This window comes from Pontibacter qinzhouensis (assembly GCF_008017455.1).
GTDB classification, from domain to species: domain Bacteria; phylum Bacteroidota; class Bacteroidia; order Cytophagales; family Hymenobacteraceae; genus Pontibacter; species Pontibacter qinzhouensis.
In genome coordinates, this window is record NZ_VRTY01000025.1 from 39,373 (window position 1) to 66,353 (window position 26,981).

The window sequence follows — 26,981 nt, forward strand, 5'->3', positions numbered from 1 at the left end:
CTGCTTTAAAATGAGGTGCGGGAAGTTTTGCGAAACTACATAATGTTTGTATGTTTAAACGTTTAAATTTAGTTTAAGTCTGTAACAACCAGCTAACGGTTTCGGCATGAAAAGAAAAGTATCTTTAAAGGATATTGCACAAAAAGTAGGGGTTTCAACAGCCTTGGTATCGTATGTGCTCAATGGGCAGGAGAAACAGAAGCGTGTGGGGGAGGAGATAGCCCAAAAAATTAAGCAGGCTGCCAAAGAGCTGAACTACCAGCCAAACCAAATTGCCAAAAGTCTTAAAAGCGGGAAAACACATACACTGGGCCTGATTGTAGCCGATATTGCCAACCCCTTTTCTGCCAATATTGCCCGCATTATAGAAGACGAAGCCAAGCAGCACAAATACAACGTGGTATTCGGCAGCTCCGACGAGAACGCTGAAAAAGCCTGGGACCTGATAAAGGTGCTGCTCAACAGGCAGATAGACGGTTTTATTATCGCCCTGGCCGAAAATGCCGAAGAGCAGATTCAGTACCTGAAGGAGCACCACATCCCGTTTGTGCTCATAGACCGTTATTTTCCGGAGGTACAAGCCAGCTATGTGGCCCTCGACAACTTTAAGGCTGCTTACGATGGTGTAGAGCACCTGATCCGGAAAGGCTACAAACGCATTGGCATGATTAACTTTGAGTCGGGGCTTTTTCATTTACAAGAAAGAACCAGGGCTTACCACCAGGCCTTGCAAGATTTTAACCTGTCGGCAGAGCCCGGCTGGTACAGAGAAGTTAACGAAGACAGGCTGAAGGACGACATGGAACAGCACCTGCAACAACTGCTGCTGTCGGAGGAGCCGGTAGAAGCACTGTTTCTGGCATCGAACAAAATCGCGATTAACGGACTGAAATTTATAAACGAACGAAAACTGCGCGTACCGGAAGATGTAGCTATTATCGGGTTCGATGAAACAGATGCCTATGATCTTTTTTATTGCCCTGTTACGCACATTCGTCAGCCAATGGCAGAAATAGGCCGTAATGCTGTGCAGGCCCTGCTGAAACTGATAGACGGAGACGATACGCAAACCCAGCTTAACCTCGAGGCCACACTTGTAGTAAAAAGCTCCTGCTGAGGCAGCCACTAACCAGCCCCAAATTTTTGTATGAAGAACCTACCTGAAGTACCAGCAGTTGTGTGTTACGGAGAAGTGCTCTGGGATGTAGCTCCGACAAAAGCCACACCGGGCGGAGCGCCTATGAATGTAGCCTACCACCTGCAGCAGTTTGGGAGCAGCACCACCTTAATCAGCAGAATTGGTGCAGATGAACAAGGCGAACAGCTGCTGGAGCATCTGCAACGTTCGGGGCTCTCTACCAGTTTCTGCCAGACCGACAGCACCCATGCCACCAGCGAGGTGCATGTGCGCATAGCCGAAAACAACGAAGTTAGTTACGATATTCTGTACCCCGTTGCCTGGGACTTTATTCAATACCAGGAGGCGCAGGAGCCGTTGGTGCGGCAAGCTGATGCGTTTGTTTTCGGTAGCCTGGTGTCCAGGAACGAGGCCTCTTACAGCACGCTGCTGCAACTACTGCAACTATCGGGCTATAATGTGTTTGATGTGAACCTGCGGGAGCCACACTATACTCCCGATAAGCTGAAACAGCTCTTGACCTATGCCGATTTGGTGAAACTGAACGAAGCAGAGCTGGAGCTGATAACCGATTGGTTTAAACCAGGTTTAACCACAGAGACAGACCGTATAAAACTACTGCAGGAAAAGTTTGCGCTGGAGGAGGTGCTGGTAACCAAAGGAAGTAAAGGAGCCTCGTTCTACTTTCAGGATGAACATTATTTTCAGAAGGCATTTCCTATTCAGGTGGCAGATACCATCGGGAGTGGCGATTCTTTTCTGGCGGCTTTTCTGGCCCACAAGCTCCGGCACGCGCCACCTGCAACCTGCCTGGCCTATGCCGCTGCGCTTGCGGCCTTTGTTACCATGCACCACGGTGCCTGCCCGCCTTATACGCTGCAGACTCTCGAAAACTTTAAACAGGAAAAAGAAAAGCAGCAGCCCTGATGGCAATTAGGTGAACTAGATTTTTGTAGCCTGCCGGGCCAGCAGTTGCCAGCTGCCACGGTGCTTTTGCCAGATCAGGAGCACGTGCATGTTTATAATTTCGAGGGTATCGGTGCTTTGCAGCTGCCCTACATAGGTGTGTCGCACCACGGCAGTGTTTTGGTTTAGCTGTACCGTCTGGTTCTTGAACTCTACTGTTACCCAGTTGGTATTGCCGCTTACCAGTTTATCAATAACAGTGGTTTTACCTTCTACCTTTCCGCTGGAGTGCCCGAAACTTAGCTCCTCAGAGAGCAGGTTCTCCAACACGACTTTATCCGGGTTTACCAGCACCGTTCTGAAGCTCTCTACCGCAGCAGCCACTCTTTTTTCTTCTTTTGTCTGTGCCTGCGCCGCCACCTGCCACAGTAGGCAGATGATTAGTAAAGCAAATATTCTTCTCATTTTTCCCTAACTTCAGTTGCGTTACTTTTACACCCTGCTTTCCTGGTTTAGGTTAATGCCAAGGCGTAAGTAGCTTTTTTAACATGAACAAGCTATTAAATTATTTACATAAAACATAACGATATACAGTAAAATTAAGCACCGCTAGTGCTGCCCCAAATTAAAAATCAGAAATTCAATATAAGGAAGGAAGCATAAGAAGCCATTTTCCAGCGTTCGCAATTCCGTAAACTAACTTGGAAGTGCACTAATTACATTCAACTTGGTTGTGCCGGGTAAAGGAGCAATTATTCAAATAAAATTGGCCTCCAGAAGGTTTTGTGGCCAAATCTTGCCAAGGGTATATCCTTGTTATTTTACTTGCCTTTATTTAGCCTTTGCAGACTCACGCCCTATCCTCTTATTTCGGAGTTCATAGGGCTATATTATCACCCTTGACACTTTTATAAGAAATTATCTTCTGAAGGCTGTTTTCATTAGAATAATTGGTTGCATGTTAAATGGCTGTTTTAAGAAAAGAGTCTGTAGTTAACTAACCAGCTTATCGGAATTTGTGTAGCTATGCATGGCACTTGTAAAGAGTCGTGTGTCGTTTTTCTGAAGGCAGTGCCATTGCTGTTTTACCAGCCGCGGGTCTTAAACTGTTTCTTGAGAGGGGCGAGCAGGTACTCTAATCCGTTGGTTTTAATCTCGAAAATGGTGGCCAGTTGCATGCCAAGCTTGCCTGGCGGGAAGCCTTCGCGGTAAAACCACTCCAGGTAAAAAGTGGGCAGGTCGCAGAGGGTGGTGCCTTTATACTTGCCAAAAGGCATTTTCACTTTTACCAGGTCTAGTAGAATATCTGAGTTTGGTTGCGTTGGTTCTGTGGTCATGGAAATAGGTGGAGCTTAGCTGATCAATTATTCTAATGAAAACGGCCTTCAGATGAGTCCTATGGTCTTTTTTATCCAAGGGTACTACGGCTTTATCATTTCAATATGGTCGATGCCATCCTCATCGTACACCTCTCCCGCCTGCACAAAACCAAACGATTCATAAAATTTTTGGGCATATAGCTGCGCGCCAATTTTAATGGGGCCGGAGCCAAAAAGGCGGTAACATTCGGTTATAGCAGTAGCTACCAGTTGCTTGCCAACTCCTGTGCCTCTTGCCGCTGGGCTGGTCACAATCCGGCCAATCGACATTTCGGGGTAGTACAAACCTGGAGGTACAAGCCGGGCAGTGGCAGTTAGCGTTTGCTCTTTATAGAGCAGCAGGTGGTGGCAGTACTGGTCTTTGTTGTCGAGGTCCAGAAAAACGCAGGTTTGCTCCACTACAAACACTTCGCTCCGCAGGCGCAGCAGGTCGTATAGTTCGTACGGAGTCAGTGTCTCGAATGGTTTGCAGATGCTTAACTGGCCGGTTTCGCTGTTCATGTTGTGTAACGACGCTGTTTTTAAGTTAGCAAAGATACGCATGGTGGTGAACTTCTGCAGCAGGCGGGGCAGATAAAGAGGTGAGCAGGAGTCTTTTTGGCTACAAATCGGCAAGTTTTTTTAATGCTGCAGATATCAAGTTAAAATGGTAAATTTATTTGTCTGAAAATTGACTGTATCGTGCATAAGGTGCTCCAAAAGAGCAGGATCGTTAACTATGCCAAAAAGCGATGAAAATGGGTAATGCATTGGTTAACATAAAGTTAAGAGAAGCTACTCCGGAAGATATTCAACTTCTCCAACATTGGGACAATCAGCCTCATAACATAGAGGCAGACCCGAATGACGATTGGAACTGGCATGTTGAACTTGGGCGAAATCCAGCCTGGCGCGAACAACTAATTGCTGAGCTGAACGGAAGACCTATAGGCTTTATGCAAATAATTGACCCGGCCCTCGAAGATTCACATTACTGGGGAGAAGTGCCCGCCAATCTTCGGGCTATCGATATCTGGATTGGTGCAAAAGAAGACCTGGGGCAAGGGTACGGTACTATCATGATGAAATTAGCCCTTGAGAGCTGTTTTAAAAATGCTGAAGTAGAAGCAGTTTTGATAGATCCGCTTAAAACGAACGAAAAAGCTCATCGGTTCTATAAAAGGTTAGGGTTTGAGTTTGTTGAGGAGCGAAAATTTGGGGAAGACACCTGCTTTGTTTTTCGCCTTAGCCGTGAAGTGTGGGAAAGAAAAGCGCTATAAATTGTTATGTTTGGCGAGGCAGAAACTTTTTACCAGAACCTCCTCCAGAATTGCCGCACAAACTCTGAGCTATACAGATAATGTAATACGTAGAAAAATCTGAGAATGCCTCTACAAACTATTGCAAGTTATGAGGATGAAAAAACAGCTCCATGTGCTTTTGTTTATCGCTTTTGCGGCTTCACTTGGAGCCTGTAAGCCCATAGGTGAGAAGATTTTTACAGGATTGACCAAGCCAATTTTTAATCCGGAACTTATGACGCTTGTCGGGAGCCTCATTAGCTATAAAGAAACGTTTCAGCATTGGCCAGATAATGTAGCGGCCTTGCAAACAGAATTTATAGTAGATTCTGTTGGGTTAAAATTGGACCACTACAAGAAACTAAACTGGACAACAAAACAGGATACTATCTTTGTGGGTTTCGAATTAGCGTATTCAGACAATGACACCAGCAAATTCCGGTTTCTGAATGGTGATATTGTCTTATTTATGAACCAGGACACAATCTTTACAGAAATGACAAATATGGTAGGTGAAACAAAAGATGGGACCTTGCGGTGGGGTAAACCAACAAAAGAACCAGCTAAGCGGTCTCGCAATCCGAATGCCCTTCATCTCTTTCCCAGCACTTCCGAAAAATAATTTTCCACTTCCTGCGCATCTAACTGCGAAGTCCTGAAGCCGATATGGCTGTCGGGGCGGATGATGAAAAGTGCATTTTCTTGGATGCCGTACAAGTCAAAAAACGAACTGCCTGCTGTGCTCCTGGTCAATAAATGGACCTGAACCGGCACCTGAATTTTATCCTGAACAAACTGACACAGTTGTTTCGCCTGCTCGTTGTCCGGGTCTGCAACGGCAATAAAAAGGGTGAACTGCGTGCAGCCTACCAACTGGTGCGTGGTTTTCTCTTCGCCAAAAATCTTTACTGCAGCATACGGAATTCTGTCGCCGGGTTTGGGTGCTTTGTCGGTAAAGCCTGATTTCCCCTCCTTGCTCAGAGAGCTGAACCTGTATTTTACGGCAATCTGCGAAATGCGCCTGGCTCCTTTGGTTCTGAGCCACGAAACGCTGGCAATGGTCTTAACCAGTTTCGGGAACACGTATAAGCGGAAGAGTTTTGCCAGTGTGTGCTGCGCTATTATAAGCTGGAAAAAGCGGTCGGTGGTATTGTGCAGGTTTTTAGCGATTACATAGCGCTCTTCGTGGTACGTTTCTAAAAGCGCAGGTGCTGCATTCCCTCTTATGACCAGGGCAAGTTTCCAGGCCAGGTTATAGGCATCCTTAATGCCCGTGTTCATGCCTTGCCCGCCGGCAGGACTGTGCACGTGAGCGGCGTCTCCGGCCAGGAAGATGCTACCTTTCCTAAACGAATCTGTGTGCCGCGCATGAATCCTGAAAACCGATGTCCAGTCAGAGGATTTCAGCTTTGCTTTAATATAAGGGTTAGCATCCAGAATTTTCTGAACCTCTTGTGCTGACAGCTCTTTTTTATTTTCATCCAGCGCTTTGGTCAGAAAATTAAAGAGGCGGTACCGGTTCTTTTCCTTGAAAGAGAAGAAGATGGAGAGATTTCCGGGAGCAACAGTAAAGTAAATGTCTCCGTGTGGAAATTGCCAATCCAGCTCACAATCGGCCAGGTAGAACGTGGGAGAGAAGGTTTTCCCCTCGAACGAGAAGCCCGCCTGCTCCCGCACCGTGCTCCTTGCGCCATCGCAGCCAACCAGGTACTGCACCTGTACTTGCTTCTCCTCTCCGTCAGGTCCTTTCATGGTGGCTGTAACACCTGCTGCATCTTCCTTAAAATGGGTCAGTTCATGCTCCCAGAGCACCTGTTGCTGCTGTGCCTGCAGCGCCTCTTCGAGCAGTTTTTCTGTTTGGTCTTGCGGGATGATCAGAATGTAAGGGAAGGCCGTTTCACCGGGAAGAATTTCATTTAGTGTGAATTTGAAAACTTCTTTATCTTTCACCAACAGATGTAGCGTGTTCTCCGCTTTCCCCTGTATTATTGCCTTTTGAGCAATTCCCAGCTGGTCGAAAATTTCGAGTGTGCGGGCCTGCACCGCAAACGCTTTGGACTCGCGGGATGGATGCGGGTTTTTGTCGATCAGCAGGAAAGGGATTTCCATCCGGGCCAGCAGGTTGGCTAAGGTAAGGCCGGTTGGTCCTGCGCCTGCTATCAGTATGGGCTTTGCATTGTTTTTCATAAAAAAGACACAAGACACTAGACACAGGACTTTTTATTTACAATCAGTTGGTATGTAGAATTTGCGCCTTGTTTAGACTTGAAAAATAGTTTAGTCAAATTTTGTCCAGCTATTTATATGTCTGCATCTTCAGATCAACCATTAAACCTTCAACCAGCAATTAGCAATCAATAATTATTTAAATAAAAAAGCCCTTTCGGAGGTATCTTTACTTGCTGCTGCTGTTCAAGGGTGATCAGCAGCGAGGGCTGAGGCTACCTGTTTATTTCTATTATCAATCCGTCATCTCCTTTCAGTTTTAGCTCATTCTCCACAGTAGCGTTCTCGTGGTCGGGTAGCAACGACAGTACTACTTTCCCTTTAAACTTAAAACGTTCCGGGGCAAAAAGACGGCCTTTGTTGCTGAGGTTGAGCACGACCAGGAAGCGTTTTTCTTCTGCTTCGCGGAGGTAGGCGATCAGCTTATCGTCGGAGTACACGGGGCGGTACAGGCCTTTGTGCAGCGCTGGTTCCTGCCTACGCAGCTTGATGAGCTTTTTGTACAGTGCCAGCAACGAGTCGGGCTTGTCTTGCTGGGCTTGCACGTTTAGCTTGCTGGTGTTGCCGGCCATCCGGAGCCAGGGTTTGCCTGTTGTAAAACCGGCGTTGGGGCTGTCGTTCCAGGGCATGGGTGCCCGAAACGGGTCGCGGCTGAGGTTCTTGTCGGGCATGTGGAGGCCCTGCGGGTCCTGCACTTCAGATTTCGGAATTTTCACATCCTGCATACCAATTTCGTCACCGTAGTAGAGGGTGGGGGTGCCGCGCAGCGTAAGCAGCAGCATGGCCGCCACCCGTGCCTGCGCCTCGCCCAGCTTGGTTGCCATCCTGGACTGGTCGTGGTTGCCCATTACCCAGTTCGGCCAGCCGGAGTTAGGCAAGGCACTTTCGTACTGGTCTATGGCAATGGCTATTTTCTTGGGCTCCCAAGGCAGCGTAAGCAGCTGGAAATTAAACGGTAACTGGGCGCCCTTGTTATCGTGGCCGTAGTAGCTCACAAGCTGGTGTATGGGCAGGTAAATTTCTCCGATAAGCACGCAGTCGGGGTAACTATCGGTGAGCTTGCGCATTTTCCGGATGATGTCGTGCACCTCTGGCTGGTCGGTAGAGTAAACCGGTTGAAGCTGGTTGTAGGTAGGTTGTTCCTCTTTATAGTCGGGATTATCGGGGTTATCGCGAAGGTGCTCATCTTTTATCAGGTGCCACATCACATCTACCCGGAAACCGTCTACGCCTTTTTCGAGCCAGAAGCGCATTTCTTCCAGCACGGCCTCGTGCACCTCCGGGTTGCGCCAGTTCAGGTCGGGCTGGTCTTTCAGGAAAGCGTGGTAATAGAACTGCTCTGTTTTTTCGTCCCATTCCCAGGCGCTGCCGCCAAACATGGCGAGCCAGTTGTTTGGCGGGTTGCCCTCAGCGTCAGCATCGGCCCAAATATACCAGTCACGTTTCGGATTATCGCGAGAGGAGCGGGCTTCTTTAAACCAGGCATGCTGGTCTGAAGTGTGGTTTGGTACCTGGTCCACGATCAGTTTCATGCCGCGCTGGTGCGTTTCGTGCAGCAGCTTGTCGAAATCCTGCATGGTGCCAAACATTTTTTCTACGCTTTTAAAATCAGAAATGTCGTACCCAAAGTCCTTCATCGGCGATTCGTAAAACGGAGTTACCCAGATGCAGTCGATGCCCAGGTCCTGCAGGTAATCGAGCTTTTCGGTTATGCCATTCAGGTCGCCGATGCCATCGCCGTTCGTGTCGTTAAAGGAACGAATATAGACTTCGTAAATGATGCCTTTCTGCCACCAAAGGTCGCCTGATGCTTTTTTTGAACCGGGTGCTTTTGCCTGCATGTTGCTGGTTTTTGGGTTAACTAAAAATATTACCTGCACAAACGGCAAGCTGCCTGTTTAGGTTAACAACTGGTTTGGCTGCTACAGGATGTAAAGCTGCCATGATGATCAAAATGCTTTCAATATGAAAATTTGAAAATAAACCAATTAACAATTTAGCCATTTAACCATTCAGCCATCAAACCAGCAGCAACCAGCAACCAAATTATTCGAATGATATTGGCCTTCCAAAGCGTTTGGGGCCAATAATCTCTCAAGGGTTCTTTGGTATCTGCGCCTTGTTGCGGGCTGGTTTATAGGTAAACTCTATAATGCAGCCGGAGCAGGCGTTTTCGTCTTGCGGGTCTTCTTCTGAAGGGCCGGAGCTTACGGTAACGCTATCGGTGGAGAGATAAAGGCGGGTGCCGTCTGGCGAAACAGCAATATCGCGGTAGCGAATAGGTGCCCGAAAGTAGCTCAGGGTGTCGCCGGTAATGCCGTTGCCCTGTTTGTTTAGTTGTAAGCGAATAAGTTTGCCATTTTTGAGCGAGGGCACGAGCAGCGAATTCTGCCAGCCGGGTATAGCGGCCGCAGTATAAACCGCCAGGCTGCTGGGCGCTTCCGAAGGCCAGTCGGGCTTGCCGGAGTCGGCCCGGATCTGCTTCATCGCTGCGAGCAAAAAGGCATTGGCATGCGGGTGAAAGCTGAAGATCGGGTCGTGGTAGGCAGCTCCCATGGCTTTGGCGTTGGCAGCTTCGGTGCTAATGGTGGGGTAGGTGGTTTGCCAGGTACCTGGCAGAAATGCATGTGGGGTGGTGCCTGCAGCAAGCCCGTCGTAGTTGCCATCGTTATAGCCAATAACCAACGGATGTCCGTAATTTTTACCTTTCTGGATAATATTTATTTCATCGTCGGAGAAGGGGCCGTGCTCGGAGGAGTAAAGGTAGCCGGTGCCATTTACTTCAGCGTAAGCAAGTCCTTGTGCATTGCGGTGGCCGGTGCTCCAGATGGCACTTGGGCGACCGGCCTCAGCAAACGGGTTGTCGGTTGGTACCCAGGTATTCTGGCCATTGGTTTGAATGGGCTCCAGGTTAAAGCGTAGCACCTTGCCTTCGTAGCTGCTGCTGCTCTGCGCCCGGTTAGGTCTGCCGCCGTTGGCATACTGGCCTGCGCCCATATCGCCTACCGTCAGAAACAGGTAATCTTTCCCGGCAACAGGTGCTATCGCCAGGCGGCCGGAGTTGTGGTCGTTACTGGCCGGGATGGTGTCGGAAAGTATAAGCGGCTTTGTGAGTTTCTGGGTTTTTGCATTATAAGTGTAGCGCACCAGGCGGGCGGTGTAGTAGCAGCCTCCTTCTTTGTCGCGGCAGCCATCGCCGGTTTTGTCTGCGCCTTCAAATGTATAGATGTAAGCCAGGTACACATAGGGTTTGCCGTTGAGCAACTGCGGGTGCAGGGCCAGCCCCATCAGGCCGCCCTGTGGCCAGCGCTTGCCGCCGCTCTGCTCTTCGTCCTGCTGGTCGTAGCGCGGGAACTTCCGCTCCTGGTTCAGGTCGAGTATAACGGTTCTTTCGCCGGAGGCAGGGTTAACGCGACTAACAGTATAACCTTTCGCCTCTGTCACCCACAGAAAATTATCGGGTCCGTAGGTTATTTCCCAGGGGTCGCTGAGTTTTTTTATAACAACTCTTCGGGTAAATTCTTCGCCCAAAGGTCCTGTAACAGTTTGGCTAGAGGCAGGTAGAGCAGCCGTAAAAATGCAGATAGCGGAAAGTAAAAGTAAGCGCAGCATGTGTTCTAAATTCAAAAGTTCTGTATCTGTGAACTTCTTTTCTGCCAGAAAGTTACCTGCCAGCCTGCCAATTTCGGGTTCGAAGTACTGAAAATGCCTATGTGCTTCGCCTTATCTGAGAACAGAAATGGAGGAATAAACTGGAGGGAAGCTTCCTCGTTCAAGCTTCTGGGCTTGCTTGCTCCTGGCATTTATATGGTAAAAATCTGCTTTGCAGTGGGTAGTTAAATGGCAGGTTGCAAGTGTGCCTGGTTAACCCCTGCCATATTTGCGCGTTAGGTTAAACAATATTGGCCAGGCCCGAGTTTGACTGATGTGGTGCTGGTGAGGTCGTAAATTAAAAACACGTGAAAAACTTTTTAAAGCATACCTGGCAGATTTTAAAAAATGCCAAAAAGAATTTTCAGCATGGGGAGCCGATTGTTTATAGTGCTGCCATTGCTTTTTTTACCATTTTTTCGTTACCCGCCATTCTTATTGTCCTGACCCTCACCGGCTCGGCTTTTTTCTCAGAAGAGAAAGTGCGCCAGGAAATTGTACGCAAAATAGGAGGACTGATTAACCCGGAGGCAAGCGGGCAAATAAACGATCTGTTGGAGAACGTGCTGGACTTTCCGGTTGGTTTCTGGGGTATTTTTGTTGCCATTGTAGTGGTTATAAAAAGTGCGACCATCATATTTTTTATTATTCAGAAGGCGCTGAACGCTGTGTGGCAGGTGCGGGTAAAGCCCAACGTAAAGTACATCCGGTTTCTGAAGCACCGCCTCATAACCTTGGCCATGGTAGCCGGACTGGGCCTGTTGCTGGTGCTGAGCATTCTGCTGAACACGATTATAGCCATCTTTAGTGAGCAGTTGTTAGATACTTTTGAGCAGTATTTTACACCGATTGTCAGAGTAATTAATACAGCGTTTTACCTGGTGGTGGTATTCGGTTTTTTTACGGCGGTGCACAAGGTGTTGCCCGATGCCAGAATATCCTGGAAAGATGCACTGGCAGGAGGCGCGATTACGTCTATTCTGTTTCTGATTGGAAAGCAGGTGATCAATTTGATTTTAGGAAGCATAAAAATTGTTGGTATTTATGCTGCGGCAGGCTCGTTGGTGGTGGTGTTGCTGTGGGTGTTTTATTCGTCGGTTATTTTAATTCTGGGTGCAGAAGTAACCAAGGCTTACGCCAATAACCGCGGCCGCGAGGTGGAGCCGACAGAAATTGCGCAAAAATTTGAACACACGGAAGTAGAGACTGGTGTTTAAGTAAATTTGCTGCAGGTGCAGGAGAGGGTGCTTGGTTCGTTGCCTCCTGCCGCAATTAGTACTCCACAAGCAGCAATAAATTATTCATATGAAATTGCCCTTCCGAAGCATATCATGGCGTTAGATCCTGGAGGCTAAACAAGCAGTGCCAGGCCTTTTGATAGGAAATCTGATTTTCCTTCTTCTCTCCATCGATTAATCTACTCATCCTTAAATATTCAAATTAACCAGTTAACAATCCACAACCAGCAATTATTTGGATGAAAACTCCCTTCAGAAGATTTTTGAAGCATTTTCACTCAAGGGTGAAGGTTTATTTTGCAGAGTAGCTGTTTAGTTAAAATTAACAAAATGCTAATAACCAAGGCTAAAAATCTTAAACTCTTCATTTTTACTTAAAATTGGCTTAACCCAGGCTTGATGTTACAACAATAGCTTTGCAGGTAAATTAACCAACCAAAGTTATGCGTTTAAAGACTTCTACTCTTTTTAAGAAGCAACTGGCAGCACTGCTATTTCTGCTGATCTGCTGTTGCCAGGCATTTGCACAAACCCAAACCATTCAGGGAGTGGTTCAAGACACTAAAGGCACTCCGTTACCTGGCGTTACCGTACTGATAAAAGGTACTACTACAGGTGCCACTACTTCCACAGATGGTACCTATACGCTATCTGCTGCCAGGCCGCTCACCACACAAGATGTGCTTGTTTTCAGCTTTATCGGCTTTAAAACAACAGAGGTTCCTTTTGCAGGTGCCACCACCATTAGCCTGAAGCTGCAGGAAGACGACAAAATGCTGAGCGAAGTAGTTGTGACGGCGCTCGGTATTAAGCGTGAGCAAAAGGCGCTCGGTTATGCTACACAAACTGTTAGCAGCGAGCAGTTAAACGATGCCCGCTCCAACAACTTTGTAAATGCCTTATCAGGTAAAGTAGCAGGATTAAACCTGATTTCTCCGGGTTCCGGCCCTGTAAACTCGGTGCGGGTGTCGCTGAGAGGCGATAATTCTATGAACCCAGATGGCAACAACGCGCTGATTGTGCTCGATGGTGTGCCCATGAACAGCGGCATGACCAGCTCCGGTGTAGGCAATGCCTACGGTGCAGGTTCCGGTAACGATGTGCCCATCGATTTCGGTAATGGCATTGCCGACATCAACCCCGATGATATTGAGAGTGTAACCGTACTGAAAGGTGCCAGTGCCACAGCGCTTTACGGAAGCAGGGCTGCTAACGGTGCCCTCATTATTACTACCAAAACAGGCGCTCGCAAAGGCAAGGGCATTGGCGTAACTATAAATTCAAACATCAGCATGAACGATGTGCTGAAGTGGCCTGACTACCAGTACGAATACGGCCAGGGAACCGGTAAAGCTTTTAACAAAGAGGGCCAACTCTACTACTCCTACGGCGCCTCAGAAGATGGTGCCAGCACGGGCGGCACCAGTAGCGCATTTGGTCCGAAGTTCGATGGCCAGCTATACTACCAGTACGACCCGGCCACAGAAGGGCAGTCGGCGGAGCGGTTGCCCTGGAGACCGTATAAAGACAATATAAAGGGCTTTTGGCGCACAGGCTACACCGTAACAAATAGCGTGGCCCTGGAAGGCGGAAACGAAACAAGTTCTGCCCGGGCTTCTGTTACGCACTCCAAAAACGAATGGATTATGCCGAACACGGGTTTTGAGCGCATTACGGCTGCCCTGAGCCTGAACCACAAAGTATCGGATAAACTAAAGCTGACATCCAAAGTAAACTACACAAACAAGACCAGCGATAACCTGCCTGCCACGGGCTATAACAACCAGTCTGTCGCCTATTTCATGATTTTCCAGAACCCCAATATCAGCCTGGATGCTTACCGGCCCATCTGGAGACAAGGGCAGGAGCAGATAGACCAGGTACACCCCTTCAGTTCGTTTATCGATAACCCTTACCTGATTGCCTATGAAATGACCAATGCCATTAACAGCCATTCAACCGTCGGTAACCTGGCTGCCACATATGCCTTCTCGCCTAAATTCGACCTGATGGTGCGCTCTGGTATTGCCATGGCGCAGGAGGAGCGGGAGCAGCGCAGACCTTACAGTACCGCCAATTTTCAGAGAGGCTACTTTAAGCAGCAAAATATATCGAACTACGAAATAAACACCGACGCTTTGTTTTCTTATCATGATAAACTCAGCAGCCGGATCGATCTTAGAACATCGGTAGGGGGTAACCTGATGAGCCGCCAGTACAGAGCGGTAAATGGCGCTGTGGAAAGCCTCGTGATTCCGGGAGTTTACAAGCTGTCGAATGGCGTGAGTAACCCGATGATGAGCACCAACAACAATAACAAAAAGGTAAACAGCCTGTATGCGCTGGCTTCGGTGTCGTTCGACGACAAGATTTTTGTGGACGTAACCGGTCGTAACGACTGGTCGAGCACCCTGCCGGTGCAGAACAACTCGTTCTTCTATCCCTCCATCAGTTCCAGCTTTATTTTAACAGAACTGTTGCAACTGCCACGGCCTGTCTCATTTGCTAAATTAAGATTATCGGCAGCGCAGGTGGGTAACGACACCGATCCGTACAAAACCAGCAAGTACTACGGCCAGAGCGAGTTCCCGGGTTCCGGTTCGGTGCCTACCACGCTGCATAACGTAAACTTTAAGCCCGAAATTACCACCAGCTACGAAGCGGGCCTGGAGTACATTATGTTTAACGGGTTGGTTGGCTTCGACCTTACCTTTTACCGCAGCTTTACCCGCAACCAGATTCTGGATGTGCCCCTCGACCCAACCACCGGCTACACACGGGCCGTGCTTAACTCCGGTAACGTACGCAACCAGGGCGTGGAACTGGTGCTGAACGGCAAACCCATCGACAATGCCAACTTTAAGTGGAAAACAACAGTTACCTGGTCTAAAAATGCGAACAAGGTGCTGGAACTGGCCGAAGGCATGGATGGCAGGCAAGACATCGGCTACGGCGGTAATGCCACCATTCAGGCGCGTGTAGGCGGTACAACAGGCGATATTTACGGTTTCGGTTTTCTGCGCGCTCCAGATGGACAAATTATTTATACCGACAAAGGCTTGCCTGCCCGCCCAACAGAGATCCAGTACATCGGCAGAGCTTATGCCGACTGGAAAGGTGGTTTCCTGAACGAGTTCTCTTACAAGAATTTCCGTTTCAGCTTTTTGCTGGATGGCCAGTATGGCGGCATGATTTACTCGCAGACGCACCACAAAATGTCGGAGCAGGGCAAGCTGGAGCATACGCTGCGTGGCCGCGAAGATGGTTTTATAGTAGGAGAAGGTGTGGTTGAGATGGGCGACGGTACTTACTCACCGAACACGACACAGGTGCTGCTGCCAGATTTTTATGGCGACTACTACCGCCGTGCCAACGTGGAGTCTAACTCCTTCGATGCCTCGTTTGTGAAGCTGCGCGAAGTACGGGTAGAGTTTAACCTGCCGCGCGCCTTGCTGCAGCGCACCAAATTTATGCAGCAGGCAAGCTTTGCCCTCTATGGCCGCGACCTGGCCATGATCACCAATTTCCCGATGTTCGACCCGGAAACGGCTGCACTGAACGGTTCCAGCATATTGCCAGGTGTGGAAATGGGCCAGTTGCCAACGCCACGCACCATGGGCATGAACGTAACGCTGAAATTCTAATTCCTGACTTTATTCAGATTCTTACCTCATTACCAGCTCTGGCTGCGGCTCCTGACTTGCTGCTACCAGCGCTGTATAAACCGAAACATCATGACAACAATAAAGAAATTCTCCTTTTTACTTCTGGCCTTACTGGGCTGCCTCGGCTTTTCCTGCACCGACGATTTTGAGGAGATCAACACCGACCCGAACCGGATCGACAAGATTAGCCCCGGCACGCTGCTGAACCCTATTATTTACGAAATGGCCAGCTTTAACACTTCCCGCAGCGATAACTTTACCTTTAACCTGATGCAGGTGGCCCTGCCTTACCCCAGCGTGGCGGGTGGTGTGCACCGCTACGACGTAAACGAAAATGCCGGAAACTCTACCTGGAACACCTACTACCGCTGGCTCTCGAACATAAAAGAAATGCGAGCCGCAGCAGGGGCTTCCAGCGACCCGAACTACGAGGCCATTGCCCTTACCCTCAACGCCTGGACCTACTCGCTGCTAACAGACTCTTTTGGTGATGTACCCATGGAGGAAGCCGTGCGTGGCGATGAGCAGATTTTTCGACCGGCTTTTAACACGCAGCAGGAGGTTTATACCAAAATTCTCGGTGATCTGGAAACAGCAAACAGGCTGTTCGACACTACACGCCCCATGATCTATGGAACCGATATTCTGTTTAACAACAGCGTAGCCAGCTGGCGCCGTTTCTGCAACTCGCTGCGTATGCGCCTGCTGCTGCGGGTATCTAAACGAACCGAAATGAACGCCATGGCACACCTGGCCGAGATGGTAAGCAAACCCGAAGAGTACCCGGTTTTTACAAGTAACGAACAAGCCGCCATTCTGAAGATTACAGGTATTGCTCCTAATGTTTCGCCCTGGGGCCGCGCCATCGACTTTACTACCTTTAGAGCGGCTGCCTCCTTTTTTGTAGATAATCTGGTAGCCTTTAACGATCCGCGCCTGCCACGATTTACAACCCAGGCCCGTTCCAGCGATGGCCAGTCTACCATCGGTTACAAGGGCATTCCCAGTGGCTACAACGGCAGCGATTCGCAGTTCGATTATTTGCCTTCTAACGTCAACATTGCACTCGTAACCGCTCCTATGATTTCAGTGATCATGACCTATGCGGAGGTGGAGTTTATAAAAGCGGAGCTGGCACTGGCCGGTGTTATTACAGCTGATGCCAAAGCGCATTACGAAAACGGCGTGAAGGCAGCCGTAGAGCAATGGGGCCTGACCTTGCCTGCCACTTATTTCGAGAACCCTGCCACTGCCTTCGATAACACACTGGAGCGCCTGATGCTGCAGAAATATTATGCCCTTTACTTCAACGATTACCAGCAGTGGTTCGAGTACCGCCGCACCGGCCTGCCTGTGCTGCCTAAAGGCGAGGACTTGCTGAACAACGGCATGATGCCCGTACGCTTCCGCTACCCGACCACTGTGGTAACGAACAACAACGCCAACTACAAAAAAGCACTTGAGTCGATGGGCACCGACGACATCAATACAAAAGTGTGGTGGGAGAGATAGAAGACTTGTGCCGAACGGAATTATTCTAATGAAAAGACCCTCCAGAAGCTTTTTGGGTAGTTTGGCTTCAAGGGCATAGCCTTTTATTAAAATTGACTTTTACTGGCACACTGCCTGAACCGGCAGCAGTGCTTTACAAAACATAACATGTCACAGAAAAGAAGAACATTCCTGAAATCACTTGGCCTGGCTGGCTTCGGCCTCACGCTCAGCACCGACCTGCTGCAGGCTAAACCTGCTGTTCCGGCAAAAGGCAAAGACTTATCGGTCATTTCTATAAAAGGCCGGGTGCAGGCGCAGGGCAAAGGTCTTGCCGGCGTAGCCGTGTCGGATGGCATAAACGTAACGCAAACCGATGCTAAAGGAAATTACGAACTGGCCAGCAATGCCACTGCCGATTTTGTACGCGTATCGGTGCCGCGGGGCTATGCCTTTACCAACGACAAAGGCATTGCCCGCTTCTACAAAAAAATAGAGCCTGCCAACGGACGCTTTAGAGCCGATTTTGAGCTGGAGAAGTTACAGCAGGACGATAGCAAACACAACTTTATTGTTTGGGCCGATCCGCAGATGATTTCCGAAGCAGACGCAGAACAGTTAAAAACGGTATCTGCTCCCGATACGCAACAACTGGTGAAAAGCTACGGCCCCGATGCGCTGTTCCATGGCTTTGGCTGCGGCGACCTGGTATGGGATAAGTTCGAACTGTTCGACGATTACAAAGAAGCGGTTTCTACCACCAGCATCCCGTTTTTCCAGGTTATCGGTAACCACGACATGGACCTCGATGCCCGTACCGACGATCTTTCTGCGCGCACCTTTAAAGAACTTTTTGGCCCCACCTACTACTCTTTTAACCGCGGAGAGGTGCATTACGTGGTACTCGACGATGTCTTTTTTATAGGAGTATCTAAAAAGTACATCGGTTACATTACAGAGCAGCAACTGGCCTGGCTGGAGCAGGACCTGGCGCTTGTAAAGCCTGGCACAACCGTTGTGGTTAACCTACATATTCCGGCTTACACCAGGCAGCACATCCGCAGCAACGAAAAAGAAGAATCGATGGGAGGAGTGGTTGCAAACAGAAAAGAACTTTACCGGTTGCTGTCTCCTTACAAGGCGCATATTATGTCGGGGCACACGCACTTTAACGAGAAGATTGTAACCGGCGATAACCTGGTGGAGCACGTGCACGGCACTGTGTGCGGCGCCTGGTGGACCGGCCCCATCTGCTACGATGGCACTCCTAATGGCTACGGTGTGTACGAAGTGACCGGTGGCGAGGTAAAGTGGTACTACAAATCGGTGGGCCACCCCAAGCAGCACCAGATGCGCGTGTACCCGGTAGGAGCCGTGCCCGAAATGCCACAGCAACTGGCTGTAAACGTCTGGAACTGGGACCCCGCCTGGAAGGTGGAGTGGTTGGAAGATGGCAAGCGCATGGGCGAAATGCAACGCCAAACCGGCCTGGACCCGCTCTCGGTGGAGCTGCACCTGGGAGCGCAAAAACCAGCGAAACACAAGTGGGTAGAGCCGCACTCCACCGATCACCTGTTCTTTGCTAAGCCATCTGCCGCAGCCCAGCGCATCACCATTCAGGTAACAGATCGGTTCAATACCGTTTTTAAGGAAGAAGTAGATATGAAGGAACTGAGCCGCTTGTAAAATTAGGCCACGTACAATACCAATTAGTACCAAAAAGCCAGGGTTTCCCCTGGCTTTTTCTTTACTCATGGATATACTACTTGTGTTTTGCCTGCAGAATCGAAAAAAAATTACCAGCTGTTCGTTTAAATTCCTATCTTAAAAACTGATTTACAAAACCTTTAGCAGGGCACTCCCGATGTCGGGTTTCCCTTGCCCAAAAAAGGAGCAAATTTCTTCGGAAGGCCTGTTTTATTTAAATAATTAGAGTGCTGTATCTTTTTTAAATGAACGATTGGTAGTTCGTTTTTAAATAACACAACTACCACCGGCACCTGCTTATGGCGCTTTACAGTTCCGGGTGCACTAGCTCCTGAAGAAATGATGGTGCCATGAACGCAATAGAAATAACCTTAAAAAGAACGCTGATACAAAAGCAAACGCTGTGACTATGATCAACTACAAAAGCTGCCTTTGGGCGGTACTGTTCTCTTCTGCTACTATGGTGGCTGGCTTAACCGGCTGTTCCCAAAAAGTAGAGCAATCTTCTGCGGATACTGATGATTGGACCAACCTGTTTGACGGCAAAACACTTGATGGCTGGAAACGGGTGGCTGGCGAGGCACCATACGAGGTACAGGACGGAGCCATTGTTGGCACCACCATCGCCAATACCCCCAACACTTTTCTGGTAACAGAGCAGGAGTACGGCGACTTTGTGCTTGAACTAGAAGCCATGATGGACAGCAACGAAAGCAACTCAGGCATACAAACCAGGAGCCACTTCGACCCCGAAGCCAACAATGGCAAAGGCCGCGTGTATGGCCGGCAGGTAGAGTTCGACCCATCGGAGCGGGACTGGAGCGGCGGTATTTATGATGAAGCACGCAGAGGCTGGCAATATCCGCTTACCCTGAACCCACAGGCGCAGGAGGCCTTTAAAGTAGGAACTTATAACAAGATCAGGATTGAGTGCATTGGCAACACCACCAAAACCTGGATAAACGAAGTACCGGTGGCGTATATAGTAGATACCATTGATGCCAGTGGCTTTATCGGCCTGCAGGTGCACTCGGTGGGGAAAGCCGAACACGCAGGTAAAAAGGTATACTTCAGAAACATCCGTATTAAAACAACCGACCTGGAGCCAACTCCTTTTCCGGAAGGGGTGTATGTGGTGAACAACGAACCAAATGCCCTGACACCTTATGAACAGGAAAACGGCTGGAAACTACTATTCGACGGAAAATCGACGGATGGCTGGGTGGGTGCTCATAAAAAAAATTTCCCGGAAAGAGGGTGGGAAGTAGCAGCTGGTGCCCTTACGGTATTGCCCTCTGGCGGAGCAGAGTCTACGAACGGTGGCGATATAGTGACTACCCAGAAATACAGTGCTTTCGATTTGTCTTTCGACTACAGACTTACGCCTGGCGCTAACAGTGGTGTAAAGTATTTTGTAACCCTGAGCGAGCAAAATACAGGATCGGCCATTGGGCTGGAATACCAGGTGCTGGACGATGAACGTCACCCCGATGCAAAAATGGGCCGCGACGGCAACCGCACCCTGGCTTCGCTTTACGACCTGATGACAGCAGATAAGCCTAATCGATTTCTGCGCCCGATCGGGGAGTGGAACAAAGGCCGTATAGTGGTGCACCCCGATAACAAAGTAGAACATTTCCTGAATGGCATAAAAGTGCTGGAGTACGTGCGGGGCTCCGAAGAGTTCAGAAATCTGGTGGCGAACAGCAAATACAAGAACTGGGAAAACTTTGGCGAAGCTTCCGAAGGACACATCCTGCTCCAGGACCACGGCGACAGAGTCAGCTTCCGGAGCATTAAGATAAAAGAGTTGAAGTGACCCTTGGAGGAAAGTAAACCAAAAAGCTTTAGAAGGCTGTTTTCATTAGAATAATTGGTTATGAGGTAGAAGATAGTTTTCATTTCTACTTGTATCACCTCCACTTTTTGTCATCCAGGAGAGATCTTGTAGGCGATATCCGATAGCTTCGGCTATGGAATGTTTGGCCTAAGTTCGTAAAGCTGCTGCTCTTTATTTAACTGCAGCGGCCGGTTATTTCATTGCTTGAGTCTTTGTTCTTTTTGTCTTGATACAAAAAGAACAAGAAAATCAAGATGCTCTAAACTTGCTGAACACTCAGACAGTGGAGCCTCAAATGGTGCACCTGGCAAATGGGTTCCTTTGTTGCTGCTTGCCGAAATACACAAAGAAGGGGAAGCTATCGCACATTGGCTTCTTTTAACTATTAGCTAACTTCTAGTATCTAACATCTAACATCTAGAATCTAAATCGCAACTATGGAAATCAAAGACAATAACTCCCGCAGAGAATTTCTGAAAAAAACGGCCTTAGGTACACTTGGCTTCTCTTTAATGGGGCTCAGTGCCAGCAGCTACAGCCGCATACTAGGTGCCAACGATCGGGTGCAGGTCGGTATTGTAGGCTACTCTAACCGGTTTAGAGACTCGCTTTATCCGTCGTTTATGAACCATGCCAAAGAACTGAACTTCGAGTTTGTAGGTGTGTCCGATATCTGGAACCGCAGGCGCGAGGAGGCGGAGGCTTTTGTAAAAGCTAAAGGAGGCGGAAAGCTGAAGAAGTTCCGAAACAACGAGGAGCTTTATGCCAGCAAAAACCTAGATGCCGTTATTATCAGCACCGCCGATTTTCAGCATGCGCTGATGGGGGTGGAGGCGGTGCGAAACAACAAAGATGCGTACATCGAAAAGCCGATGGCCGAAACCATGGAAGATGCCCGCGCCATTTTAAAAGCAGTGGAAGAAACTGGCAAGATCGTGCAGATTGGCTCCCAACGCCGCAGTGCCCCAAATTATATTGCCGCGAACGAGTACATCAGGTCAGGGAAATTTGGCGACATAAAAATGGTGGAAATGAGCTGGAACGTGAACCAGCCGGGCCGCTGGCGTTTGCCGCAGCTAGTGAAGGAAATACGAGAGCAGGATACCGATTGGAACCGTTTTCTGATGGACCGTCCCAAAGTAGCCTGGGACCCGCGCAAATACCTGGAGTACCGCCTTTTCTGGCCCTATTCCTCGGGCATTCCGGGGCAGTGGATGTCGCACCAGATCGATACTGTGCATTGGTTTACGGGGCTGGAGTATCCTCGTAGTGTAGTGGCAAACGGAGGAATTTATATGTGGCAGGATGGCCGCGAAAACCCCGATACCATGACGGCCGTGTTCGACTACGGACCAGCCAACGAGGCAGCCAAAGGGTTTCAGGTAGTGTACTCGTCCAGGTTCAGTAACTCAGCTGGCGGAGTAAAAGAGCTCTATTACTCCAACGGCGGCATGCTCAACCTCGATACAAATAAAATAACTCCGGAAGGCGGGCTATCGAAGGAGCAGGCGCAGGCAATGGGCATGCAGCCAAACCGGCTCGAGGAGTTTACCTTGCCTAGCCAGGCAGGAGGCACTGCCACATCCGTGAACATGGGCGGCGACCCTACTACCTCGCTGCACATGCGCAACTGGATGGAGTGCGTGCGAAACCGTAAAACACCCAATGCCTCCGTTCAGGCCGGCTACAACCACTCCGTTGCCACCATCATGACCCGCGTAGCCGTACAGACCGGCAAGCGCATTACGTTCGATGCTGTAAAGCAGGAGGTCGTTCAGAGCTGACATAAAGCCCATTTACTTCATAAAAGGCTCTTGTACCAGCAGTACAAGAGCCTTTTATTATTTTGTCTTAAGCCACGACCAAAGTTTACCGTCGCTGGTTTTGTAGCCTATCAGCCCCGCATTTTTAGCATAGTAAAACTCTTTAATGCTTGTAGCAGTTGGGCTTACGTTTACGACCTTTTCCACGAACTGAATATTATTTCCCAGCAGCTGGAAGTCCGGAAAGTATTCTCTGTCGAAACCTTGGTAGGTATAGTAGTGGCCTTGCGCAATTGTTACACGAGGCTCTCCGGGATCTGCTTTGCTGGTGAGCTTTATGGTAGTGTCGTAACCTTCTACCTCCAGGTGCAAATTTTGCTTCTGACTTTCGAAATTTATGGTAACAGCCTGATAATTGATCACATTCTTTTTTACGCTATACTTCGAGTGGTTCTTCACTGTAATCTGCATCAGGTCTTCTTCATCAAGCTCACTGTAGAACGTACGTGTCGTACTAAATTCAGGAGCCAACCAGTCTCTGGTTTCTGCAGGTAAGGGATTGGGAGTGTCTTTGGTGCAGGAGGCCAGGAGCAACAGCAACAAGAAGGGGAGGAGTAGGTGCAGTTTTTTCATATATAGCGGCAACGCAATAAATATGCCACTTGAACTTTAAGGTGATTGGTTGTGGCTCAGGAAAGGATGGGGCCGGAGGAAGTTACCTGTTTCAGCAGCACATTGGTATAACCCTTGGCTTAAAAATGCCCGTTTTGCTTCTGAAGGCCAATTTCATCTGAATAATTAGGACCATATCTGTAACAGAAAAACCTTTAATGGAAATGGACAGGTTAATAAAAATGACAGTGGACCAGTTCCTAATTCGCTACTACCGCACGACTTAGATTACTAGCAGATTTCGCTTATTCTTGAAAACCAGGTGCGTTCAAGTTAGTTAACCAAACGGGCCAATCTCTATTCCAGGGTCAGCGCTCCAATTATTCTAATAGAAATAGCCTCCAGAAGGCTTCTTGGCAAAATTCTGCCAAGGGTAAACCTACTTCATTTCGAAGGCATGTACGTAGTGGCAGCCAAAATCAAGCTTACACTTATAAGGCTGTTCTTCCATAAAAACACCTGCAGTAACAGAAGCCACCTGTAAACGGCTGAATCTGTGCAATGACAATAGTATGGCGTTGAGCTAATTTATCTCCTTTTAGCAGCAACTCGCTTTCCTGACTTTTGCCTGTTTATGAACAACGTATGCAGCAGGTAACTTACAATCGGGCTATTGTGTACTGGCTCTTGAGCGGTGCAGTTTTAATTTTGGCAATGGTCGTAGTCGGGGGTATTACACGCCTAACCGGCTCCGGCCTCTCCATGGTGGAGTGGAACGTTATTTCGGGCACGTTGCCTCCGCTGAACGAGGCTGCCTGGGTCACGATGTTTGAAAAGTATAAGCAGTTTCCGGAGTACCAGAAACTGAACGTAGGCATGACACTCGACGGGTTTAAGCAAATTTTCTGGTGGGAGTACCTGCACCGCCTGCTCGGTCGTTTTATCGGCCTTGTGTTTATAGTACCTTTCATTTATTTTCTGGTAAAAAGGCAGCTTAACGGCTGGTTGTTTGAGCGTTTGCTGGTCATACTGCTGCTGGGTGTTGTACAGGGTTTTATGGGCTGGATTATGGTAAAGAGTGGCCTCGTAGATAACCCACATGTTAGCCACTACCGCCTGGCAGCGCACTTTCTGCTGGCGCTGGCCCTGATCGGTGTTATTCTCTGGACCGTAGCCGACCTAACCACCCGCAGGCAAGAACGGGTAACTTCTAAGCCCTTGTTAAAGCTCTCCAAAGTAGTGCTGGCCGCTATACTGGTCCAAATTATTTTCGGCGCCTTTGTGGCTGGTCTTAAAGCTGGGTTTTATTACAACACCTTTCCGCTGATGAATGGCGAATTTTTTCCTTCGCATTTAAAAGGGTTTCTGCCCTGGTCAGAGCTGCTCAACAGCGGTACGGTAGTTCAGTTTGTGCACCGCTGGGCTGGGGTTCTGGTGCTCCTGGTCATTCTATTTTTCTGGTACAGCAGCCGCCGCTACACCATGTCTTCGGGTGTGCAATTGCTTATTGTGCTGCTGGTGCTCATAGCGTTTGTGCAGCTGGGGCTGGGCATTGTAACGCTGCTCCTGGCGGTGCCTGTCAGTCTGGGGGTGCTGCACCAGGTAGTGGCTGTGTTGCTGTTTTCGGTTAGTGTGCTGGCGGTGCATCAGTTATCGGTAGGCTGCAGGGCAGTAAAAGCTTAGCCACACAGTGTAGCTCCTGGTTTTTTGTATGGTGTGTTGCTCAGGTAGCATTGGCTGAGGTAGAAAGTGTGTTCACAATCAGACAGCAACTGTCCGTTTTTAAACAGCCAACAGGACAGCAGTACGACCCAACTGGTTGAATAAAGAGCATAAAGAGGCTTTCGTAGAAGTGGCATACCTGTTGGTATGGATGATGGTGAAGCGACGGGTTACCGCTATTGGACCTGTTGCCGCTGGTTTACACAAAACACCACATCTACACTATGAAAAAACTATTACTACCCCTGCTTTTGCTACTGCTGTTGCAGGCGAAGGCCCAGCAGGCCGGTATTACCGGGTTTGTACAAGATGAATTCCGCCAGCCAGTGGAGTTTGCGAATGTGGCGCTGTTGCGTGCCGCAGACTCCACGTTGGTAAAAGGCTCCCTGACCGATGCTTCCGGTACTTTTGTGTTCGATAACCTGCCAGCCACCAGCTATTACGTGGTAGCCATGATGGTTGGTTTTTCCAAAACACAAAGTCCTGAAATTACACTTGCCACAGGGGCAGAACAGGTACAGCTACAGCCGCTGGTGCTGCAACAGGCTGCCACCAATTTAAAGGAAGTGGTGGTGGAAGGGCAGAAACCCCTGATAGAGCAACACCTCGATAAAACCGTGCTGAATGTTGAAAACAGCATTATCGCTGCCGGAAGCACTGCCCTGGAGGTACTGGAGAAAGCTCCCGGAGTCTCCATCGACCAAAACGAAAACATTAGCATGCGCGGCCGGCAAGGTGTTATAGTTATGATTGACGGAAAACCCACGCAAATGACCGGAACTGAGTTGGCGAACCTATTGCGGGGCATGTCGGCTAATGCTGTAGAAAAAATCGAACTCATTACTAACCCATCGGCCAAATACGATGCAGCCGGTAACGCAGGCATAATCGACATTAAACTGAAGCGAGCGAATAACCTGGGCACTAACGGCACCGTGTCCTCATCATTCGGGCAAGGCCAGTACAGTAAATCGAACCAGGGGCTGCAGCTTAACAACAGATCGAGCAAGTTTAATGTGTTTGGCAACTACAATTATGTGTATCGAAGCGATTTTACGCAACTCGATATTTACCGTCAGTTTTTCGATAGTGAGGGCGCTTACAAAGGTACCTACGACCAGCAGAACAGGTTTAACTTTAGAGTAAACAGCCACACCCTTCGCCTCGGGGCCGACTACTTTTTAACTCCCGGAACAGTTATAGGTGTGGTGACAAACGGTTTTCTGCTGGATATTAACCGCGATAACTTTAACCGCTCCAATATATATGGCATGCCCGAACGAGCCGAATCTTATTTTCTGACCAACGCCATTGCCGGACACGACCGTAACAACCAGGGGCTCAATTTCAACATAAAGCACACCCTCGACAGCCTTGGCCGTGAGATAAGCGCCGACCTGGATTACCTCCTGTACCATAACCACGACAGACAGAACTTTACTACCAACTACTACAACCAACTGAACGAAACGACACAGGCGGCTTACCTGCTGCACGGAGGCTTAAACGGCTCCTTAAAAATTAGATCAGCTAAAATAGATTATACACAGCCCTGGCAGGCAGTAGGCGGCACACTGGAGGCAGGCTTAAAGAGCAGCCTCGTAACTGCCGACAACAACCTCACCTTTTATGACCGCAGCAATGGCAACGAAGTGCTGGACACAGACAAAAGCAACCACTTTGTGTATAGAGAGCACATACATGCAGCCTACCTGAACAGTTCTAAAAAGTGGGAAAGCATAAGCCTGCAACTTGGCCTACGACTAGAGAACACGCAAGCCAAGGGCCAGCAGCTAACCGATGGGCAGGAGTTTGACCGTACCTACACGCAGCTTTTTCCGAGTGCCTTTTTGGGTTACACAGTTTCTAAGAAAAACGAAGTAGGTTTGTCGGTGAGCCGCAGAATTAACAGACCCTCTTATAGCCAGCTCAACCCGTTTAAGAACTTCTTAGACCCAAGCACCTATTCTGCCGGAAACCCGTTTCTGCGGCCCGAATTATCGTATTCGTTTGAGTTTTCGCATACCTACGACCAGCGCTTCACAACAAAATTTGGCTATAGCCGCACCACCGATGTACTAATTCAGGTACTTGCTCCCGATATGGCCGCCGAAAAACTGGTAGCCCAAACCATGCAAAACCTCGCCCAGCTAGATTATTACAGCCTGACAGTTTCTGCTCCGGTTAGTATAGGGAGTTGGTTTAGCAGTGTTAACAACGGCACATTTTACTATGCGCTCTACCAGGGTAACCTGGCCCGGACGAACCTGAACAATGGCCGGCCCTCTTACACCCTGAACTCAAACAATACTGTAAAGCTAAACAGAGGCTGGTCGGCTGAGGTAACAGGAGAGGTAAGATCG

General features: G+C 48.9%; 19 protein-coding genes. 12 read left to right on the forward strand and 7 right to left on the reverse strand.

Translation table 11 applies throughout. The features are described from left to right. Nucleotides 1-106 precede the first annotated feature (106 nt). Nucleotides 107-1,117: a LacI family DNA-binding transcriptional regulator gene (locus FVR03_RS08505; protein ID WP_147921320.1), complete on the forward strand. Its 1,011-nt coding sequence runs from the start codon at nt 107-109 to the stop codon at nt 1,115-1,117. Between the two features lie 30 nt (nt 1,118-1,147). Then, nucleotides 1,148-2,065, forward strand: coding sequence for a carbohydrate kinase family protein (locus FVR03_RS08510; protein ID WP_147921321.1), 918 nt, complete (start codon nt 1,148-1,150; stop codon nt 2,063-2,065). A gap of 15 nt (nt 2,066-2,080) precedes the next feature. On the opposite strand, the gene FVR03_RS08515 is transcribed toward FVR03_RS08510, so the two are convergent. From FVR03_RS08515 to FVR03_RS08525, 3 genes are all read right to left on the reverse strand, one after another. Further along, on the reverse strand, nt 2,081-2,509 hold the full coding sequence (locus FVR03_RS08515; protein WP_147921322.1) for a nuclear transport factor 2 family protein: 429 nt from the start codon (nt 2,507-2,509) through the stop codon (nt 2,081-2,083). Between the two features lie 620 nt (nt 2,510-3,129). Further along, the gene (locus tag FVR03_RS08520; RefSeq protein ID WP_147921323.1) at nt 3,130-3,381 is read right to left on the reverse strand and encodes a DUF3820 family protein; all 252 of its coding nucleotides are present in this window, start codon (nt 3,379-3,381) and stop codon (nt 3,130-3,132) included. An 84-nt stretch (nt 3,382-3,465) separates the two neighbouring features. Next, nucleotides 3,466-4,038 (reverse strand): GNAT family N-acetyltransferase, encoded by a 573-nt coding sequence (locus FVR03_RS08525; RefSeq protein WP_255474131.1) that lies wholly within the window; start codon nt 4,036-4,038, stop codon nt 3,466-3,468. A 122-nt stretch (nt 4,039-4,160) separates the two neighbouring features. Between FVR03_RS08525 and FVR03_RS08530 the strand changes: the two genes are divergently transcribed. Then, entirely contained in the window at nt 4,161-4,682 is a 522-nt protein-coding gene (locus tag FVR03_RS08530) for a GNAT family N-acetyltransferase (protein WP_147921339.1), read from the forward strand. 136 nt (nt 4,683-4,818) lie between these two features. Beyond that, nucleotides 4,819-5,325 carry a hypothetical protein gene (locus tag FVR03_RS08535; RefSeq protein WP_147921324.1) on the forward strand — a complete coding sequence of 169 codons (507 nt, stop codon included), beginning with the start codon at nt 4,819-4,821 and terminating at the stop codon, nt 5,323-5,325. On the opposite strand, the gene FVR03_RS08540 is transcribed toward FVR03_RS08535, so the two are convergent. The 3 genes from FVR03_RS08540 to FVR03_RS08550 form a co-directional block, all read right to left on the reverse strand. Beyond that, a complete protein-coding gene (locus FVR03_RS08540) occupies nt 5,295-6,890 on the reverse strand; it encodes an FAD-dependent monooxygenase (protein WP_147921325.1) in 1,596 nt (531 codons plus the stop codon). The two genes, FVR03_RS08535 and FVR03_RS08540, sit on opposite strands and share 31 nt — an antisense overlap. 254 nt (nt 6,891-7,144) lie before the next feature. Next, nucleotides 7,145-8,770 carry an alpha-amylase family glycosyl hydrolase gene (locus FVR03_RS08545; protein WP_147921326.1) on the reverse strand — a complete coding sequence of 542 codons (1,626 nt, stop codon included), beginning with the start codon at nt 8,768-8,770 and terminating at the stop codon, nt 7,145-7,147. Between the two features lie 253 nt (nt 8,771-9,023). Next, nucleotides 9,024-10,541: a PQQ-dependent sugar dehydrogenase gene (locus FVR03_RS08550; protein WP_147921327.1), complete on the reverse strand. Its 1,518-nt coding sequence runs from the start codon at nt 10,539-10,541 to the stop codon at nt 9,024-9,026. A 347-nt stretch (nt 10,542-10,888) separates the two neighbouring features. Between FVR03_RS08550 and FVR03_RS08555 the strand changes: the two genes are divergently transcribed. From FVR03_RS08555 to FVR03_RS08580, 6 genes are all read left to right on the forward strand, one after another. Beyond that, nucleotides 10,889-11,797 (forward strand): YihY/virulence factor BrkB family protein, encoded by a 909-nt coding sequence (locus FVR03_RS08555; RefSeq protein WP_147921328.1) that lies wholly within the window; start codon nt 10,889-10,891, stop codon nt 11,795-11,797. Between the two features lie 464 nt (nt 11,798-12,261). Then, nucleotides 12,262-15,462 carry a SusC/RagA family TonB-linked outer membrane protein gene (locus tag FVR03_RS08560; RefSeq protein ID WP_147921329.1) on the forward strand — a complete coding sequence of 1,067 codons (3,201 nt, stop codon included), beginning with the start codon at nt 12,262-12,264 and terminating at the stop codon, nt 15,460-15,462. 90 nt (nt 15,463-15,552) lie between these two features. Next, entirely contained in the window at nt 15,553-16,995 is a 1,443-nt protein-coding gene (locus FVR03_RS08565) for a SusD/RagB family nutrient-binding outer membrane lipoprotein (RefSeq protein WP_147921330.1), read from the forward strand. A 147-nt stretch (nt 16,996-17,142) separates the two neighbouring features. Continuing rightward, the gene (locus tag FVR03_RS08570; RefSeq protein ID WP_147921331.1) at nt 17,143-18,660 is read left to right on the forward strand and encodes a calcineurin-like phosphoesterase C-terminal domain-containing protein; all 1,518 of its coding nucleotides are present in this window, start codon (nt 17,143-17,145) and stop codon (nt 18,658-18,660) included. A 430-nt stretch (nt 18,661-19,090) separates the two neighbouring features. Beyond that, nucleotides 19,091-20,500 (forward strand): 3-keto-disaccharide hydrolase, encoded by a 1,410-nt coding sequence (locus tag FVR03_RS08575; protein WP_147921332.1) that lies wholly within the window; start codon nt 19,091-19,093, stop codon nt 20,498-20,500. Between the two features lie 458 nt (nt 20,501-20,958). Further along, entirely contained in the window at nt 20,959-22,305 is a 1,347-nt protein-coding gene (locus FVR03_RS08580) for a Gfo/Idh/MocA family protein (RefSeq protein ID WP_147921333.1), read from the forward strand. 57 nt (nt 22,306-22,362) lie between these two features. Here the strand turns inward: FVR03_RS08580 and FVR03_RS08585 are convergent, their stop codons facing one another. Beyond that, the gene (locus FVR03_RS08585; RefSeq protein ID WP_147921334.1) at nt 22,363-22,917 is read right to left on the reverse strand and encodes a hypothetical protein; all 555 of its coding nucleotides are present in this window, start codon (nt 22,915-22,917) and stop codon (nt 22,363-22,365) included. A gap of 624 nt (nt 22,918-23,541) precedes the next feature. Between FVR03_RS08585 and FVR03_RS08590 the strand changes: the two genes are divergently transcribed. Beyond that, a complete protein-coding gene (locus FVR03_RS08590) occupies nt 23,542-24,579 on the forward strand; it encodes a COX15/CtaA family protein (RefSeq protein WP_147921335.1) in 1,038 nt (345 codons plus the stop codon). A 263-nt stretch (nt 24,580-24,842) separates the two neighbouring features. Then, the coding region (locus tag FVR03_RS08595; RefSeq protein WP_147921336.1) for an outer membrane beta-barrel family protein at nt 24,843-26,981 on the forward strand (2,139 nt) is incomplete at its 3' end.